This window comes from Bartonella sp. MR30HLJHH (assembly GCF_042194195.1).
GTDB classification, from domain to species: Bacteria; Pseudomonadota; Alphaproteobacteria; order Rhizobiales; family Rhizobiaceae; genus Bartonella; species Bartonella grahamii.
Genome location: NZ_JBHIMO010000013.1, coordinates 1 through 19684 on the forward strand (window position 1 = coordinate 1; position 19684 = coordinate 19684).

Sequence of the window (19684 nt, forward strand, 5' to 3'; positions counted from 1 at the left end):
TTGAATATGCTGGAGATACAATGTCTTTTTGCCAATTATGTTCCAAAAGTGAATAGATATGCGCTAAAAAGGGATAGGAGAAATCTAAAGTTAAGCTCGAGATCATCATAGTGGGGCATTTTCTTTTAAAACTTTTGTTTAAAGCACGTTCATAGAGAGTTTTTGTTTATATTCTTTCATAAATTTGAGTTTTTGTCTCATGACAATGTCTTGGTCGATAAACATATGATAAGTATTACGAATGGGAATATATTTATGTTTCATAAATAAAAGCACACTTTGTATAGAGAGCTCTTTCTTTGTGTTTTCGCTATTGTATTCTTTTGACAAATGCTTTTCTTTTTGATTGTATCAAAAAGTTTAAAGACAGACCGTGTTAGGATATAAAATGTTTTGTTCAGCTTTTTTTAAAAATAGTGAAAAATATGGACCGCTTTGCGTTGGTTTTGATCCGAGTCATAAAGTTTTGCAATCATGGAATTTAAGCTGTGATTATAAAGGTCTAAAAGATTTTTGTGATATCCTCTTAACAGCGGTTGTGGGTAAAGTGGGGATGATAAAGCCTCAAGCCGCATTTTTTGAGTTATATGGGGTGGAAGGGCTTCAAATTCTCAAAGAACTTATTGAAAATGCACAGGCACAAGGTTTGTTGGTTCTCGTTGATACGAAAAGAGGGGATATTGGCTCTACTGCTGAGGCTTACGGTAAAGCTTGGCTTGGTTCAAGTAGTGCGTTTAAAGCAGATGCCATAACAGTCAATCCTTTTTTAGGATTTGATGCTCTCATTCCTTTAATAAAGATTGCAGAAGAAACAAAAACGGCTGTTTTTATGGTTGTTCAATCTTCGAATCCAGAGGGAAGGCACATTCGCAATGCGCGCATTGGTGATCAAACGGTTTCTGTTCATTTGGCTCAGCGTATTTTTGAATATAATAGCCAATCTTCAAGTCAATATCATCATGTTGGTCCTATTGGGGCAGTGATTGGAGCAACATTGGGCAATGAAGCAAAAGATACAATCGAACAGTTAGAAAATAACTTATTTCTCGTTCCTGGCATTGGGGCTCAAGGGGGAACAATAACACAATTAACTCAGCAGTTTCCTCAAAGGCTATGGCAGAATCTTATTCCTTCCATTTCAAGATCGATTACAGAGGTTGGTCGAAATAGTGTTGATTTAAAAAATGTTATTCATGATTTTGCCGAGCAATCTAAAAACACGCTTCTATCTTAAAGTTTTTTGCTAAGTTATCAAAGAAAAAAAGCTCTTATAAAAGAAGGTGGTTTATCAAATTTTAAGTCAGATACGAATTTCAAGAAGTGTTTTTCTTTATCTAAAGTTAAGAGTTGTTTTTGATCTTTTCAAAAAGTGTTCATATATTTCTTATTTTCTGTTGGGATTGAGAGGACCAAATACGGAAAGCAAAGGTTTGAAAAAAATGCAGAAATCTTGGGAATATACGAAAAATTGCTTCAAGAAAGACGAGATAAAGGAAGAAAATGAAAGAAATACCTGAACAGAGCTAAAGATGAGGCATAAGAGGGTTTGGAGAGTGTATTCGTTTTGGGGACGTTTTAGTTTAAGGGCGCTGACTCATCTTACAGGATAAACTCTTTTAAAATATCGCTTTATAAGGATATTGCTTTTGTAAAATAAAGGACTCTAACATGTTATTAAAAGTTTCTAGATTGATAAAGTCATTGCAGCGTTGGTTTCTATGGGATAATGGTTATCCGTGAACACATATTGTTGCTAGAGAATAACATGTCATTGAAACAAGAAAAAAACAAAGCTCGTTTACCCCGTGGTTTTGTGGATCGTACAAGTGCACAGTTGTATGCAACTGAAACAATGATTGCGCAAATTCGTGAAGTTTATGAACTTTACGGTTTTGAAGCACTGGAAACACCAATTTTTGAATATACAGATGTGCTGGGTAAGTTTTTGCCTGATGAAGATCGTCCAAATGCGGGCGTTTTTTCGCTACAAGATGATGATGAGCAATGGATGTCTTTGCGCTATGATCTTACTGCGCCTCTTGCCCGTTATTTTGCAGAGAATTTTGAAGTTTTGCCAAAGCCTTATCGCAGTTATCGTCTTGGTTTTGTGTTTCGCAATGAAAAACCTGGACCAGGGCGCTTTCGGCAATTTATGCAGTTTGATGCGGATATTGTTGGAACACCAACGGTAGCAGCGGATGCCGAAATTTGTATGATGGCAGCAGACAGTTTGGAAAAGTTAGGGTTTCAGCAGCATGATTATGCCATTCGCTTGAATAACCGAAAAATTCTGGAAAGTGTTTTAGAATTGATTGGTTTAGGGGAAAGGGAGCAGATTGAAAGGCGCTTAACTGTGCTTCGAGCAATGGATAAACTGGATAAATTTGGTCCTGAAGGCGTGCGTTTTCTTCTAGGCAAGGGGCGTTTGGATGAAAGTGGTGATTTTACAAAAGGGGCCGAGCTTAAGGATAAAGAGATTGAGTGTATTCTTTCCTTACTGACTGTAAACGCAAAAACAGCAGAAGAAATCCTTGATGCTCTCAGACAAGTCGTTGGTCAGAGTGCTCAGGGGCTTGAAGGAGTTCGCGAGCTTGAGGAAATGCAAGCAATCTTTGTCGCTAATGGTTATCACAATCGCATTAAAATTGATCCTTCGGTGGTTCGTGGATTGGAATATTATACTGGACCTGTTTTTGAGGCGGCATTGCTTTTTGATGTTCTCAATGATGATGGGCAAAAAGTTGTTTTTGGCTCCGTTGGTGGTGGTGGGCGCTATGATGGATTGGTGGCACGCTTTCGTGGTGAAAATATTCCAGCAACAGGTTTTTCAATCGGGGTTTCACGCTTGATCGCTGCTTTGCAAAATCTTGGAAAGTTGCCTATGAAGGAGACAACAGGGCCGGTTGTGGTGTTGATGATGGATAAAGAGCCAGAAGCTGTTGCTCGCTATCAAAAAATGGTGATGCAATTGCGTGGTGCGGGAATTTGTGCGGAACTCTATTTAGGGGCATCGGGGATAAAAGCGCAGATGAAATATGCAGATCGACGTCAAGCGCCTTGTGTGGTGATCCAAGGCTCACAAGAACGTGAGAGTGGGAAAATACAGATTAAAGATTTGATTGAAGGGGCTCGTTTGTCCCACAAAATTAAGGATAATCAAACATGGCGTGAAAGCCGTCCTGCGCAAGTGATGATTGATGAAGATCAATTGGTTCAAACAGTACAAGATATTTTGGCAGCCCAAAAACGGTAATGATAAAAGTTTTGTGAAAGCGATTGTTGGGAAAAGCTCGAACATTTCCTCTTCAATTTTCAGAATTTCTATTGTACTTGTTTAGATATTCTTAAAATCGCGTTATTTTTTAAAGTTCCTGCGGCATAAAAGCAATTTTTTAAAGATAAAAATGCTTTATCTTCATTATGAAATGAATGCTTTTTAACGCGCGAGGTAAGTACCTTTCGTGAAGCAAGATACTGGACACTGAAGCATTTGAGGTCCTTGACGCAATCCTGTTTAGAAAAATTAATGATCAATAACAGAAACCCAATAGTTTATAGAAACATTGATCATTCATATGGATTTAATTTTTGAATTCTCATTTGCTAATATCATATTTTCTACTGTTTGATTGTCGACAGTCTACACTCTCACATCCATGAGAGGTGAAAGAGATCTCAAGAGTTTTATTTTAGAAGATTTTTTAGTTTCAAAAACAATGAATAACTTAAATCAGACAATTTTAAAAGGGAAAATATGAGAGGCATTATAAGAGATTATAATGACAACCATTTGAAATTATTCATTTATTATAACAAATCAATTTTTTACGGAGAAATGAAAATGGCCCAATATGATTTTACAGTGTTATATGAAAGAAATCCCTTTATTTTGAAAAAACCTGAAGATATTGGAAAATCATTTAAACTTCCTCCTTCAAACTTCGGATTTGAAGATCTTCCGCAAATTACGTTTTCAGGAGCGTCTGATAGCCGGCGTATGATTTTTGGGCTATCATTTAGTGGTATGAAAGCATTTTTTGTAATGTTGTGGCAAGTAGGGAAAATGTCAGATGAAGATGATGTGGATTTATGGTTTGATCAGGTAAGATTAGATGAGGATACTCTCAATGAATTTTTGATTTGTGATCTTTCAATTCAAGAACCAGAATATCTTAATTTTGAAAGTTTTAAAGAAGGTATCAAAGAATTAGAAAAGAATAAAATTGTAGCGAAGGGGACAAAAAAATATTGTTATTTCATTAATCCAGATATTTTTGGGCTTCCTGAATGTGATGAAGATTTTGAGTTCGATGAAGAGGAAGAGATAGAAGAGGAAGAAATGAAAACACACTTTATGGTAGAATATCCAAATAAACGCCTTCTTTAACCGTTTCTCTCTTAGAGAAAAATAAAAGCTTAGAATAAATGGCTATGAGAACAGCAATGAGTCTGTTTATGGTATGTGAATTGGAATGTTTACGGGATCTGTTTTTATTTAATATTCTTCATGAACAGTTATTTATGCAGAGCCGTTTTTATGGCATATTTTCTTTCTTGATGCTTTTGTGAACCTTGCAGTAATGATGTTCATAGCTCTTGTATTTTAGAGCGTTTACGAGACGTACTTTTACTCTTTTTAATCGTTTATTCATATGCCAACCTTACGTGCTAATGAGCAAGAAAATAGTTTTAAGAGATTCAATATAAGAAGGGATAAAATAAAACAATCTTATGATATTCAGTGCCTCTCATTCGACATGAAAAATTATAAATTATCGTTATAAATCAAATTATTGTTTGACACAAAGTTTTTCTCAATAGGAGAAATTTAGCATTGATCGTGCATATTTCATCGATACGTTAGTCCTTGATGTTTCTGAGAGAGTTTTGTATGAATTTGCGCATTTCGCAATTGCATCCCCATTTTTTGATAGCGTGCAACAGTTTTTAGCTTTTTATTCTTTGAGCACTATAATTGGTTTAGATTTTTTACTGGAAATTTTTCAAGTTTTTTCAAAGCAGTTAAAACGTGAAATACCTATTAAAAAATTATTGCTGGAATATTTTCTCACCAAAAACGCACAACCAACTTATAGTGTCTGCTTTGACAAATAGATGTTTCAAAAAATATAAACGACACAAATTTTCTTTATTAGGGAAATTTGTGTCGTTAAATTTTGTTTAAATAGACGATTTGGGGGCGGAATTAGCTTTTCAAAGCTTTTAAAACATTTTGTGGTGAAGAAACTTCATAAGGATCTGTTGCACAATTATCTGAAAAACCTGCTTCTTCAAACCATTTCTCAACCACACCATCATTAATAACGGCAGCATAGCGCCATGATCGCATGCCAAAACCAACATTGTCTTTTGCAACCAGCATACCCATTTTGCGTGTGAATTCACCAGAGCCATCAGGAATTAATTTCACGTTTTTGATATTTTGTGTTTTTCCCCAAGCATTCATGACAAAAGCATCATTGACGGAAAGACAATAGATTTCATCAATACCCGCTTGTTTAAATTCATCATAGAGTTTTTCAAAGTCAGGCAGCTGAAAAGTTGAGCAAGTAGGGGTAAAAGCTCCAGGAAGAGAAAAAAGAATAACACGCTTTCCTTTAAAGTAAGCATCGCTGTTAACTTCTTGCCACCGATAAGAATTATTTTCACCCACTTCATCTCGGACACGTGTATGGAATGTTACATTGGGAACAGTTTTTTTCATCATAAGGATGCTCCTATATTTTTTACAAAAATTTCGTTTTAAAACAGCTTTTGTCTTTAAAAGCATATCGGAAAGAACGGTTTAAATAAAAGGGATTCTTTAAGAATTCTTACTTCTAACGAGTGTGCAAATATTTCACACTCCCGTCAAGTAGAATTAATGGTCGACTTTGGATACTCTTCACCTTAAAATTAAAGGAAAGAATATGAAAGTATTTACATGACCATAAAGATAGTTTTAACCACGGCTTTTGAGGGGCAAAAACCGGGAACGTCTGGTTTGCGCAAAAAAGTGTCTGTTTTTCAACAACCTCATTATGTAGAAAACTTTATACAGTCTCTTTTTGATAACATTGGGCCTCTTGAAGGAAAAATGTTGATTCTTGGGGGCGATGGGCGCACTTTTAATCGTACTCTCCTTCAGATTGTGTTGAAGATGGCAGCGGCGCATGGTGTTTCTTGTGTTAAAATGGGAAGAGGCGGTATTCTTTCTACACCTGCTGTTTCGCATCTTATTCGTAAAACCCATGCTCATGGTGGACTTATTCTTTCTGCAAGCCATAATCCTGGTGGTCCAGAGGGAGATTGTGGTATCAAATACAATGTTTCTAATGGTGGACCCGCTCCTAATTCTTTATGTGATGCTATTTTTGCAACATCGCAACGTCTTTCCTTTTATAAAATTCTTGAAGCACCAGATATTGATTTAGATAGGCAAGGTACGATCTTTATGGGAGCCATGCGGATTGATATTATTGATCCTGTCGCTGATTATGTTGCTTTGATGCAGGAGCTTTTTGATTTTGACTGTATTGCCAAGGCCGTTGCTCGAGGTCTTACTTTACGGTTTGATGCTATGCATGCGGTAACAGGGCCTTATGCTCATGAAATTTTTGAAAAATGCTTAGGATTTTCTGAAGGAACGGTGGTTAATGGTATTCCTTTGCCAGATTTTGGAGGCGGTCATCCGGATCCCAATTTGGTTTATGCCAAGGCTCTTTATGATTTATTGATGTCAGAGCAAGGACCAGATCTTGGTGCAGCCTCTGATGGTGATGGAGATCGTAACCTCATTATTGGTCGTCAACAATTTGTCTCACCTTCAGATTCTTTGGCTATTATGGCTGAACATGCACACCTCATTAAAGGATATCGAAAAGGTGTTGTGGGGATAGCGCGTTCTATGCCGACGGGGCGTGCTGCTGATCTGGTTGCGGAAAAACACGGATTAAACTTTTTTGAAACGCCAACGGGATGGAAGTTTTTTGGAAACCTTTTGGATGCGGGGAAAGTAACCTTTTGTGGTGAAGAAAGCTTTGGAACTGGCTCTCATCACATCCGCGAAAAAGATGGTTTATGGGCTGTCTTATTTTGGTTAAATCTTTTAGCGGTAACAGAAAAAACTGTTGCACAAATTGTTCAACAGCATTGGTACATCTATGGGCGTTTTTACACGTTACGGCATGATTATGAAGAAGTCGAAGCAGATAAAGCTTTGGAACTTATAGAACATTTGCGTACGCACTTACCACATGCAGGAACTGAAATTGCAGGATTTTTCGTCAAAAAAGCAGATGATTTTACATATCATGATCCTGTTGATCAGAGTGTTAGCACGCGGCAAGGTATACGTATTTTTTTCGAAAATGGAGCACGGTTGGTGGTCCGGTTGTCGGGAACAGGGACGCTAGGTGCTACTTTACGACTTTATTTTGAACAGTATGAAAGTGATCCGCGCAAACACAATTTTAATCCGCAAGAAGTTCTCCAACCTTTGCAACAGGTGGCACTAAAACTGTTAAACATACAACAAGCATTGGGGCGAGATCGCCCTGATATTATCACCTAAGATCATTGGAATATTTTTTTGTAAAGGTATGATGATTGATCACATGAGGTATGATTTTAGGGGTGTGATTTTATTGGTCATAAGGCCGATCCTCCATTTTCAAGCTCGCTTTGTTTTTTCCTCCTTTACATATCAATCGGATTCCTAAAACTGCGGGCTTTTTAAAACCGAATCCTGTAGGTAATTATAATCCGGCATAATCGGGGAATTTATGTCCAATGGTTTCTGATGGTTTGATAGCAATGTTTGTTTAATAGGGGAGATGTTTCTCATGCAAAACAAAATATTATCATTGTTGTACATTTCGTATGCTTGTCTTAAAGAAGTGTCTCTCTCAAAACACTAAAAACGCATCTTATGCGTGTTGTTTTGAAAGGGATGAGCGGCCATCTATTGAGCAGCACAATTTTACGCTTATGAGAGAATAAGACCGTACCATCATTCATTTTGCTCGCTTTCAATGTTGGCTCTTATATTTGAAAATGTTTAGTATTTTGAATAATCGTTTTACATGGCTCTCCCTACTTGTAGCATGCAAGCAAAAGACTTTGGTTGATTCAATGTAAAAGGGGGGTGAGAGAAACTCAGCTTATTTATCGGCTCTCATTCAATATACAAAACTATTAACTATGATTATAAATCAGTCTGTTCTCTAACATTGTGACTGTTATCTTTACTTAAATAAGAGGTCAAGTTGAGGGCATCACTTTCTTGTTTCTCAGTTTTTAGCTCTTTGAGAGCGTTTTATTCAGAGAGGTTCCTTTTCTAATTGTTTTTTATCCATTCGTTAATTGCATTGGAGATGTATAAGAAAATGATTTTGATTAATTTATTAGAGAGAATGAAGTGAGTAAATTTTATGATATGCGGGGGCTCATTTAAGTGATATAATGATCAATTATTTTTGTAAACTCATGTATGGTATGTGAATGATAGCATTCATGAACATAGTTGGCAGATGAGAGTTGAAACAAAGGAAAATGTTTTTCTAAAATAATGGACAATAAGCACTTCTTGCTTTATGACCAGTCATGATGAATGATTTTTCTTTTAAAGGGGAATTTATGACCCAATATCCTAAATGTCCTCGTTGTGATTGTCTTTATACTTATGAAGATGGTGAAAATTTTGTGTGTCCTGAATGCGCACATGAATGGCCACAAAAAAACGATGATACTGTTCTTTCCGATATTGTTTATGATGCCAATGGTCAGATTTTAACAAACGGAGATACCGTTATGGTGATAAAAGATCTGAAAGTAAAAGGTGCTTCATCTGTTTTAAAAGGTGGTACTAAGGTAAAGAATATTCGCTTGGTGGATGGGGATCATAACATTGATTGCAAAATTCCTGGGGTTGGTCAGATGAGTTTAAAGTCGGAGTTTGTGAAAAAAGTTTAGGCATTTATCCCCTTGCAATTGTTTTTGCATTTCGTTGATTTTTAATTTTTACATCCTTCGCTAATTAGGTGTATTTTTCTCCAATGGCTTCTTTTTTTTGTAACGGGGCGTGTTTTCTTGGTTAAAATTACATGACAGGATTATGAAACAAAATAAATTTAAAGTGCATGCCCATGCCTTGTACTTCTGTGGACGTCATTATTGGTTTGTTGAAACAACCTATGCTTCTTAAAAGAGGCTTTGAAACCTTTTTAAGGCATATGTGGAGGTAAGAGATGAGTGAAGGTATCATTATTAGACAGATTTTTTAACAGTACTGTATTTTTATGGCTGTATAGCTTACTTCTAAAATTTCAGGAATAAAATGACGTAAGATTTTTGCACTCCGTGTTTGAGCGCTGTTGAAGAGGGGCAATCGGTGTGGTTATTTTATCTATTGAGGTCAATATTTATTGTGGCATGGCTTCAACGCCTAAAACTTCAGGGATAAAATGGCGTAAAAGATTCTCAATACCATGTTTGAGGGTTGCCGTTGAAGAGGGACATCCAGCGCAGGCACCCCGCATATTGAGATAAACAATACCATTCTCAAATCCGCGAAAAGTAATGTCTCCACCATCATTGGCAACTGCTGGGCGGATACGCGTTTCAAGCAGCTCTTTAATGGTTAAGACAATATCAGCATCTTTTTCGTCATAAAATTCTTCGTTAAGGGCATGGGTTTGTGCTTGTGTTGTAGCGTTGGTGGTGATCACTGGCTCATTGGATAGAAAATGTTCCATGATTGTGCCTAAAATGACGGGCTTGAGATGTTGCCATTCTCCTTCTTTTTTGCTTACGGTGATAAAATCATAGCCTAAAAAAACACCATTGATATTGGGAATATTAAACAGTTTAGCCGCCAAAGGTGAGTTTTTAGCTGCTTCTTCAGGGTCACGAAATTCTAATACGCCCTCAGAAAGAACCACGCGTCCTGGCAGGAATTTAAGTGTTGCAGGGTTTGGGGTGGTTTCAGTTTGAATAAACATAAACTCTCCTTTTATAATGAAGGATTGGGAAGATCTTACATTGTAGAATATTATATTTTTTAGGCAATAGATCTGATATCTTCATCAGCAATATTGCTAGGAATAACAATGACAGGGATTGAAAAAGCTGTCCCTTTATTTCCGATTAATTGAACAAGGGGTCCTGGTCCTTCTGTATGTCCACTGGCTGCTAAAACAATTAGTGCAATCCTTTTATCTTCGTCGATCAATTTGGAAATCTCATCAATTTTTTTTCCTTCACGCACCACTATTTCTGTTTCAAGCGCATGGGTGGTGCGGACTTCACTGGCAATGTCTCCTAATATTTTATGAGCACTTTGCGTTGATTCTGTGCGCATAACGTTGTTTACACCCAGAAAATGTTGAAATTCTGCGCTATCAACGACACAAAGTAATACCAATGTTCTATTGGTATTTTGGGCATGCTGTGCGGCAAACGCAACGGCACGCCGACACTCTGGTGTTTCATCGATAATGACTAAGTTTTTTTTCTTGGGTTCTTTTTTCGGATTTTTGGGTTTGGAAATCATGCACTTTCTCTATTTTGTACAAACGATTTTTTTGCTCTCAACAGTTTTTAGTTCTATTATTTTTATGTATCATGCAAAAATCCAATAATTTCACGAATTTTTTTCATATTTTTTTCTGCGAGCATACTAGCACGTTCTGCGCCATCATGCAAAACAGAGTCAATATAACTACTTTCTTGATGCAGTCGACGTAATTCTTCTGTTATAGGGGCAAGCTTATGGACAGCAAGGTCAGCTAGAGCTGTTTTAAAATGCGAAAATTGTTGACCAGAAAATTCTAAAAGAATCTTTTCTTTGCTAACTTTGGCAAAGGCGGCATAAATACCAAGCAGGTTATCCACTTCTGGTCGTTCTTTTAAAGCGGTAAGGGTATCGGGAAGAGGAGCCGAATCCGTTTTGGCTTTGCGTATTTTTTTTGCGATAAGATCAGCGTCATCGGTCAAATTAATGCGTGAAAAATCTGAAGGATCTGATTTTGACATTTTTTTCGTCCCATCGCGCAAAGACATAACGCGTGTGGCTGTTGTTCCAATAAGCGCCTCTGGGAGGGGAAAGAAGCCTTGTTTTTTTTCTTCATCCGTTTGCATAGAGATACCAAAATTTAATTCGGCAATACGCTGTGCATAGTCGTTGTTAAACTTTTGTGCAATATCGCGTGTGAGTTCAACATGCTGTTTTTGATCTTCGCCTACTGGAACATGCGTTGCACGATAGACTAAAATATCAGCAGCCATCAAAGTGGGATAGGCAAAAAGCCCTAGAGATGCTTTTTCGCGATCTTTTCCTGCTTTATCTTTAAATTGTGTCATGCGTTGAAGCCAGCCGATACGGGCAACACAATTAAAAATCCAGGCAAGTTCAGCATGTTGAAAAACACGTGATTGGTTAAAAATAATGTGTTGTTGAGGATCAATACCGCAGGCTAAAAAGGCTGCTGTCACTGTTCTGGTGGATTCGCGTAAAGTAAGGGGATCTGGGTTGACCGTGAGCGCATGCATATCCACAACACAGTAGAGGCAGTGATGAGAGTTTTGCAATTCAACCCAACGCTGAATGGCTCCAAGATAATTGCCAAGATGTAAATGACCACTCGGTTGTACGCCGGAAAAGACAAGTGGTGTGAAGGTATCCATAGGAGTGCTCTTTCTTCAATTAAGGTTATTTGTTTTATTGTTTTTGACAAAGTATAGATATTATGAGCGTTTTTTCAAATTTTTAAGCATGTGAAAAAAGGAATGGGTGTTGAATAAAAAATAGGCACTAAAATAGATCAAGAATATGCCAAGCATGATCCCAGCTAAGGTGCTGGCGCGCAAGAAAAAGGATGCTTGTGAGGATAAAGGAAAAGACAAAAAACCAAACACATTCAATCCGTAATAGAGGGCTAGTGCACTCAAAAGGGTTGCTATCATGAGACATAATATTTGCTTTATCAGTTGGAAGTCGTATTTCCAATAACCGCGTTTGATAAGGACACCCCAAAGCAACAGGGCGTTGACCCATCCAGAGGTAATTTCAGCAATAACAATGCCTCGTGCAGATAGAATAGGAAATAATGTTAAGGCGAGACTGATATTGATGAAAACGCAAATACCTGTAAAAATCATCGGTGTTTTGGTATCTTCATGGGCAAAAAAATTAGGAATAAAGACCTTAATGAGAACAAAAGCTGGAAGTCCTAATCCATAAAGTTCCAGTAGTTGTGCAACATGGTGTGTTGATTGACTGGTAAATTGTCCTCGCTCAAAGAGCAAACTGACAATGGGATTGGAGAGCAGCAAAAAAGCGATGGATGCTGGAAGTGTTAACAATAGCGTTAATTCAATAGAGCGGTTTTGTAAATGGTGGGTTTCTTTGTGCTTTTTGCTTCGCAAAGCGCGTGTTAATTCTGGTAAAAGAACGGTTGCAACGGCAATGGCGATTACGCCTAGAGGCAACTGGTAAAGACGATCAGCGTACATCAAAGAAGAGACAGCACCCGATTGACTAGAAGCAATGTTGGTATTAATGAGCAAATTGATTTGTGTGATGCCACCTGTGATGGCTGCTGGGAATGCTAAAGTTAATAGTTTACGAACATTAGGACTTAAATGGGGCTGGCGGAAGGAAATTTTCATTCCACTTTGACGCAAAGCAAGGGCAATTAAGGTGAGTTGAAGAAGTCCTGCTGCCAATACACCCCAAGAGAGATTTAAGCCGATATGCCAAGCGTCAAGTTTATAGATCCAAGCATAGGCAAGCACACCAATCAGAATAATGTTTAAAAAGAGTGGGGCAATGGCGGCGATAAAATAGCGTCGCAGAGCATTAAGCATGCCTCCCATCATGGCAGCAAGCGACATGCAGGTTAAATAGGGAAACATGATCGCAGTAAAGTGAATTGTAGCGTTAAATTTTGTTGCATCTTCAGTAAAACCTGGGGCAATAATGGTTCGTACCAAAAAAGGCATACTCAGTTCCATCGCAATCGTTATCAGTAAAAGCAGCGAAAAGAGAACGCCAAAGACTTCTTCTGCAAATTTGCATGCCGTTTCTTGACCATCTTCAGTAATTTTTTTTGCAAAAAGAGGAATAAAAGCAGCGTTAAAGGCACCTTCAGCAAAAAAACGACGAAATGTGTTGGGAAAACGAAAAGCAGCGTTAAAGGCATCAGAAACAGGACCAGTCCCTAGGGCTGCTGCCATAAGCATTTCGCGTACGAAGCCAAAAATACGGCTCATGAGGGTTCCGGAAGCAACTGTTGCAATTTTTTTAATCAATGTCATAAAGATATATTGGGTTCGTTGTAAAAGAGAAGCGATGATAGGAGAAATAAACCATTTTAAATCGTAAAAATCTGATCTGTATCCCAATCAAGGATACTTTTTGTAAGCGTTTTACGACGGTGTTTATCTTTCTGTCAACAATGGTGCTTGAAGACTTTTTTATGCTCCTTGTTTACTGTTGCATTACAATTTTTATTGTTGCCATAAAATAATTAAAATTTCTTTTTCAAACTGAAATATGGGAGCGACATCATGACAGTTTGAAGGGACATATAGGGATATATAATGTTAATTTCTCTTTATGGTGTGATGTCGTGAATAGTGCAATCCAATACCGTTCTGTTTTTATGTAAGAGGCGTGACCCTACTAAAGAACGCAAATAAAATAAAAGCGTGAAGCAATGTGCAATCTCCAGATGTTTTTAAAAGTTGTAAGGCTAAGCTAAAAGGTGATGGCAAAGCTCGTGATTGGTTTTTACCTTTACGGCTTTATATTCTCTCAAAATTAGGCTGCCTTCCCATTTTAGAGATTACATAAACAAAAGGATAGGAAGACGTGATCTTTCAACAGCATTTTGTCTGTTTTTAGCACTATAGGTAATGAAAGTGATTAATTATCATTTTCAAAAATGATTGATCCTTTCATTTTACTTGTTCAGGTTTCTTTTCATAGTTAATGAGGATAAAATCTGAGGAAATAAGATAAATTTGTTCTCTCATGGTTTCCATTCCCGTTGAGGTGCGATTGATTTGCCAATGAAAGCAGGCGGGTAAAGGCTATCATTTTTACCAGAGAGGGCAAAAAGTTAAAGTTTATGAAACCTTTAGATATTCATTGTCATGGCTTTTGCGTGCTCTGTTTTGTGAGGTTGAATATTTTCTTGTCTTTTAGAACTCTGATTGACGTTTTCTGTCATTTTTTGCACTTTAATTGTTTCTTTATCGAGAGTGTTGGAACATTTTTTTTCATTGTTTGTCTTTATAGATTGATGCTGGATAGATTGATACTGGTTTGGTGCTAAGCACTCATCGAATTTATGATTATAAAAATACATGGGTTGTATATGCTGTTCTATCTCTTTTATCTGCTTGACTATTTCTATAATCTCTTTTGCTTTAACGGTTGATGTGCCAAGACACTTCGCAAGTTTTTCAGGATTATTTTCCTTTATGGCTTTATGCTCGCTTGAGGATAAGCGCTCATTGATTTTTTTGATATAAGTCCTTATCTCCCCTCTTAATTCAGGAGAGTTTGATAAAGTTGCTTGCTGTTGTGCTTTTGACAAGGAAAAGAGATTTTTTCATCCAAGCCTCAGGAATTTTTACCGACTGTTCACACCGCCTTTGTTTTACATGATGGGTATGGAGAATATCTCTTTCTGTTTGTTTTAAAATATTGATATAACGATCAATGGCTCTACAGAGGGGCAAAATATTTGCTTCAGCATGGGCGCGCGCGTTGTTTTTTATGCCAAATACATTGCTACCAGAAAGCTTAGAAATAGATTGGGGAGAGGTGGCAATTTGATAGGTGAGCTGCTCTCCTTCAGTATGATTTTCATGGATCATCTCTATTCTTTTCTGCAAAATATGACGATTGCCATAAATGATTTGGCACAAAGTTTCGATTTCTTTTCTTCTTACTTGAATGGATGCGTTGTTTTTTATCCTTGTGGCAATTTCATTGTTGGTAAGGGGGGCTATTGTTTCTGCGGGGATAAGCACTTCTTGCTGGTTTTGAACTTTTGGTGCTGTAAAGGAGAGGGCGTCACCGATTTTTAATGTCTGTATTTGCTCTGGAGTGAGATCTTTTTTATTTCCTAAGATGAAAATCCCGTTGGCATCAAGCATAAAGCCATTGGGTCCACTGCCTCTGTAGAAGCCTTTATAGGTATGACCTTCTTTCGCTGTTATAATAAGATGATGATGAATATTTTCAAACCCAATATGTTTCATATTGTCCATGAATTCTTTTAAAATAAGTATTTTTTCTGGATTTGAGATATCCTCAAGAAGATGTTTCATCTCTTCCTTATCGTTATGTTTTAGCGATGCAATGCTGGCAAGATTCATGCGTTTTTCTGTTACAAGAGAAAAGTCGAGTGTGTGGCCAGCAACTTGCCCAAGTTTTTCAAAAAACATTCGTTGTGTGCGTCCATTACCTTCTCTGAAGGGATGCGTATAGTTGAGCTGTATCAACATTTCAGTGACATGTTCAATAAATGTTTCGCGGGTTAAGCCTTTTAAACTATTCGTTTCAGAAAGTATTTTATCTAAATTTTCTAGTCCCTCTTGTATCTGTTTTGCTGAGGCAAAAGAAATACCAGCTTTTTTCATCATTGGCATATAAGCAACGGTACCATCTTCAAATGTAAATGGTTTTTCGCGTGTTTGTCCGGCCCATTCAAAAGTATTTTTAAATAGGGTGTGATGAATATATTGGAGATATGTGGAAGTTAGTTTTTGCGGTGGCGCTTCTTGGCGTAGATGAATGATTGCTTTTGTTGTATCATGGGCACATTGCACTTTTAATTTTTTATAGTCTTTTATTCCATATTTATTTTTTAAGGTGATACTATTAGGGCAAAAGAAATTACGATACATTGTCTTATTTTCTTCGGTTTCAGGCGATGAGGATAATTTCTCCTGTAAGGTGAGAGGGACGCTATCCGTCTTTTTTGTACCAGTGTCCCAGTATGCCATTGCTTTTTTTGGGGGGTGTTTTGTTCTTTCTTGATGATCAGAGCGTTTTTCCTTTGTCATTTGGACAGATATTGGATCATTTGTCGCTGTATTGCTGGTCTGTAAAATGTTTTTTTGGAAATCTTTTTGTGTTTTCCTCATGGAGGAAGCAGATTGCGCAATTGGTTTGGCCATTTGTTCTTGTTCTTGCAAACTTTGAGGCATAACTTCAATGCTGTCATGTAAAGCATGAGGGGTAATCCATGGTGAAAAAAGGGCGTTTTCTTTTTTCTTTGTTTGAATGGATGCGTTATCTTTGCTCTTTTCAGTTATTTCATCGCTTGTGAGAACGGCTCTTTTTTTTTCTGGAAGCAATGTTTTTTGCTGGGTTTTTTCTGGGTTTTGAGTTTTGGGCGCTGTAAAGGAGAGGGCGTCACCGATTTTTAATGTCTGTATTTGCTCTGGGGTGAGATCTTTTTTATTTCCCAAAATGAAAATCCCGTCGGCATCAAGCATGAAGCCATTGGGTCCACTGCCTCTGTAGGTACCATGATAGGTTTCTCCTTCTTTTGCGACGACAGCGAGATAATAATTTTTTTCATCCAATCCAAGCTCTCTCATAGAGTTGGTAAATTCTTGTAAAATGAGCAATTTTTCTGGATTTGAGATATCCTCAAGCAGATGCTTCATAGGTTCTGGATCGCTATGTTCCATGGCAGCGGCGCGGACAAAGTCTTTACGTTTTTTGCTCACAAGAGAAAAGTCTAACTTATGTCCTGCTGCTTGAGCGAGTTTTTCAACAAACAGTCTCTTTGTGCGCCTATTGCCCTCTCTAAAAGGATGCAAGTGGTGCAAATCTATCATTATTCCAGCTGCTTGTTCAACGAATTCTTCGCGAGTTAAGCCTTGTAAATTATTCTTTTCAGCAAGCGTTTTATCTAACTTTTCTAGTCCCTCCTGTATTTTTCTGCCAATCGCAAAAGGTTTTGTAAATTCTTTTCTTTTCAAAATGGGCATAGAAGCAACAGTACCATCTTCAAATGTAAAAGGCTCTTCGCGTGTTTGTCCGGCCCATTCAAATGCACGGGAAAAGAGGCTTTGATGAAGATATTTTAGATAGGAGGAATTAAACTGTTCTGGTAGAGGTTCTTGACGCAGTTTTATCATTTCTTTTTTTACATCATCACAACATTGTTCCTTTAATATTTCTTGCTCTTTGATGCGGTATTTATTTTTAAGCACTTTGCTATTGGGATAAAAGAAATTCTGCGATGCTTTATTGATTTGCTTAGAAATGGCTGCACTAATTGCAGGGTGTTGTTCTTGCAATTTTTCCTGTGTGGAAGAGGCATAATGTTTAGTGTTTTCTTTCATGTATATTTCCTTTCAAATGTTAACATTATTTTTTGAAAGCTTTTTTTACATTTTTTGCCTTTAATTATTTTCATTGCGGTTTCTTCAAAGAAGAATGCCCATTTGAATGATTGAAAAAATTGACCTTATTCGCATGGAACAAAGCTAAAGTGTGGAATTTTTATGAAGTATTATCGTGAAATTTTATCAATGAATTCTGTAAAATAATGGGATGTCTTATTCTAAAGTTTTCTGTATTTTATACGCTGTTTTTGATGCAATCTTGCAAGGTAATTGCACCAAAGTTTTGTATGAAAAGCCAACAATTAGAAGATTTATCACGACAAAGCTATTGCTTTTGATGTTTCGGCTCTGCGCGGTCGAACATGCGGTTGGTTTTCTTGTCTAGAAGTTTCTGCAACCTCTTGATGCTGCTTTGCTGTTGAGTGTTCAGGTAACTTCGGGGACTGCGATAAGTTTTGCTGCTTTTGCAATTTTTTATCGGGATCGTTAAGCGGTTGATGACGTTTTTGTTGTTCTTCCTGATGGTTTTGTACAATGGTTTCTCTTAACTGTTTTACAGTTTCAGCATAATCCTTAATGACGGTACACAGGGTAGAAAGATTTTCTTCAGCGGCTTTGCGTGCTCCATTTTTTATGCCAAGGATTTGCCTACCAGCAAGCGGAGCAAAAGATCTAGAAGGGTTTTCAATTTGAAATACAAGCTCTTCTCCTATCTCTGGAATTTTTTGCATATCTTCTATTCTATATTGCAAAATAAATGGATCATTATAAACAACTTCGCACCAATATTCGATCTCTCTTTGAGCATATCGAGCCGATGGATCTTGTTGAACTCTGCGGGCAATTTCCTGATTTGAGAGAGGCTTTATTTTCTTTTCTGAATTGAGCGGATTTTGTAAATGTTGATTTATTGGCTCTTCCTCTTGTGCTTGTCGCTGGTGTTGTTGTTCCGTGTGAGAAGCTTGTGAAATCTTTTCACTTTTTGTATATTTTGAAGTATACACATAATCGTTAATGGCAGTACGTAGGGTAGGAAGATTTTCTTCAGCTTTTCTGCGCGCATGATTTTTTATGCCAAGAACTTTTCTACCAGCAAGCTTAGAAATAGACTTAGGCCGTTCTGTAATATCCCATAAGAGCTGTTCTCCCATATCAGGGTTTTCTTTGATTGCTTCTATTCTTTCTTCTAAAATAAGCTTGTTGCCATAAACCTTTTCGCACAAAAATTGTATTTCTTCTTGATATGCTACGAGCAATAGCTCTCTTTCCATTGTATTAATAGATTTTTTTTGTCCGTGAGACGGTTTTGGCTGTTCAATTGCTGTGTGTGGAGAGGCAGGTTTTGGGATGACAGCATCGCTTTGTTTTCTGTTTTCCATACGGTGTGGTTTTCGTGAAGGAGGTACTGCATATGTTCCACTATCTTGTGATGATGAACTACTTTGTTGCCTGACTTTCATATGTGCTGGTGTTTTGGGTCTAACACTTGGGTAGAGTGTTTCAGAATTCTGGATTTTTGCATCGTTCTGTACTCTGTCTCTCATGCGTGGGGGAAGGGGCGGAGCCACTTTTGTCTGTAGGGAGGGGAGCTCTTGAACTGTTGGTTTGTTTTGTTGCCTATCTTTTTCGCGTGGAGGTCTTTGTGGCACTGCTTTTGTGTGCGGAGAGGAGTTTTCTTGGATTTTTGAGCTGGGGATTGTTGAACTGGGGATTGTTGTGCCGGTTTGTGTTTTTTCTCTCATGCGTGGAGGAGGGGGCGGAGCCACTTTTGTCTGTAGGGAGGGGAACTCTTGAGCTGTTGGTTTATGTTGTTGTCTCTCTTTTGCACGTGGAGGTTTTGGCGGAGCCGCTTTTTTTTGTGGGGGAGGCGTCTCTTGGTTTTTGGTGCTAGGAGGTATTGTGCTGGTTTGCACTGGGTTTTTCATGTGTGGGGGGGGCGGTGGAGCAACCTTTGGGTGGTGTGATAAATTTTCTGGGTGTTTTTGTACAGTTGGTTTTGGCAAACTTTGAGAAACTTGGGGAGGGGGGGTTCTGGTGGGGGATTGTTCAGTCTGTTGTTGAAATTTTTCCATCATTTCGGTGATAAAAGGGGAAGGATTTCTTTTTTTCATACATGTTCCTTTCAAACTCTTCCAATATTGTTTTTAAATACTATTTAAAAATATACGTTGGTTTTTATTCTGTTTTATGCTTTTTCACTTGCTTTTATGAGAGAGGATATGAAACTGAATGGTTTCACAAGAATCGGTTCTCTTGGCGCAAATGACCTTTGCCATGTGTTGCGCCAAGATGTTAGATTCAATGTGAA

11 protein-coding genes and 1 pseudogene are annotated in these 19684 nt (G+C 37.7%); 5 read left to right on the forward strand and 7 right to left on the reverse strand.

Features of this window, described 5'->3' with window-relative positions:
* Positions 1–388 precede the first annotated feature (388 nt).
* The 3 genes from pyrF to ACFIKR_RS07185 all read left to right on the forward strand — a co-directional run bounded on the left by pyrF (position 389) and on the right by ACFIKR_RS07185 (position 4387).
* Complete coding sequence (gene pyrF / locus ACFIKR_RS07175; protein ID WP_375636345.1) at positions 389–1234, forward strand: orotidine-5'-phosphate decarboxylase; 846 nt, start codon at positions 389–391, stop codon at positions 1232–1234.
* A 531-nt stretch (positions 1235–1765) separates the two neighbouring features.
* Positions 1766–3253: a histidine--tRNA ligase gene (gene hisS / locus ACFIKR_RS07180; protein WP_375659376.1), complete on the forward strand. Its 1488-nt coding sequence runs from the start codon at positions 1766–1768 to the stop codon at positions 3251–3253.
* Positions 3254–3754: 501 nt separating this feature from the next.
* Positions 3755–4387 carry a replication protein gene (locus ACFIKR_RS07185; protein ID WP_375659377.1) on the forward strand — a complete coding sequence of 211 codons (633 nt, stop codon included), beginning with the start codon at positions 3755–3757 and terminating at the stop codon, positions 4385–4387.
* An 819-nt stretch (positions 4388–5206) separates the two neighbouring features.
* Here the strand turns inward: ACFIKR_RS07185 and ACFIKR_RS07190 are convergent.
* A complete protein-coding gene (locus ACFIKR_RS07190) occupies positions 5207–5728 on the reverse strand; it encodes a peroxiredoxin (protein ID WP_375659378.1) in 522 nt (173 codons plus the stop codon).
* A gap of 216 nt (positions 5729–5944) precedes the next feature.
* On the opposite strand from ACFIKR_RS07190, the gene ACFIKR_RS07195 reads away from it, so the two are divergent.
* Together ACFIKR_RS07195 and ACFIKR_RS07200 are read left to right on the forward strand one after the other, a co-directional pair.
* Positions 5945–7573 (forward strand): alpha-D-glucose phosphate-specific phosphoglucomutase, encoded by a 1629-nt coding sequence (locus ACFIKR_RS07195; RefSeq protein WP_375659379.1) that lies wholly within the window; start codon positions 5945–5947, stop codon positions 7571–7573.
* Positions 7574–8637: 1064 nt separating this feature from the next.
* Positions 8638–8973, forward strand: a complete 336-nt coding sequence (locus tag ACFIKR_RS07200) for a zinc ribbon domain-containing protein YjdM (RefSeq protein ID WP_375659380.1) — start codon at positions 8638–8640, stop codon at positions 8971–8973.
* 449 nt (positions 8974–9422) lie between these two features.
* Here the strand turns inward: ACFIKR_RS07200 and ACFIKR_RS07205 are convergent, their stop codons facing one another.
* The 6 genes and pseudogenes from ACFIKR_RS07205 to ACFIKR_RS07230 all read right to left on the reverse strand — a co-directional run bounded on the left by ACFIKR_RS07205 (position 9423) and on the right by ACFIKR_RS07230 (position 19487).
* Positions 9423–10001 carry a NifU family protein gene (locus tag ACFIKR_RS07205; protein WP_375659381.1) on the reverse strand — a complete coding sequence of 193 codons (579 nt, stop codon included), beginning with the start codon at positions 9999–10001 and terminating at the stop codon, positions 9423–9425.
* Between the two features lie 59 nt (positions 10002–10060).
* Positions 10061–10552, reverse strand: coding sequence for a universal stress protein (locus ACFIKR_RS07210; protein ID WP_375659382.1), 492 nt, complete (start codon positions 10550–10552; stop codon positions 10061–10063).
* Between the two features lie 62 nt (positions 10553–10614).
* Complete coding sequence (gene trpS / locus ACFIKR_RS07215; protein WP_375659383.1) at positions 10615–11685, reverse strand: tryptophan--tRNA ligase; 1071 nt, start codon at positions 11683–11685, stop codon at positions 10615–10617.
* 60 nt (positions 11686–11745) lie between these two features.
* Positions 11746–13317, reverse strand: a complete 1572-nt coding sequence (murJ, locus tag ACFIKR_RS07220) for a murein biosynthesis integral membrane protein MurJ (RefSeq protein WP_375659401.1) — start codon at positions 13315–13317, stop codon at positions 11746–11748.
* 824 nt (positions 13318–14141) lie between these two features.
* A pseudogene (locus ACFIKR_RS07225) lies at positions 14142–17373 on the reverse strand (BID domain-containing T4SS effector).
* Positions 17374–17690: 317 nt separating this feature from the next.
* The gene (locus tag ACFIKR_RS07230) at positions 17691–19487 is read right to left on the reverse strand and encodes a BID domain-containing T4SS effector (RefSeq protein ID WP_375659384.1); all 1797 of its coding nucleotides are present in this window, start codon (positions 19485–19487) and stop codon (positions 17691–17693) included.
* Positions 19488–19684 lie beyond the last annotated feature (197 nt).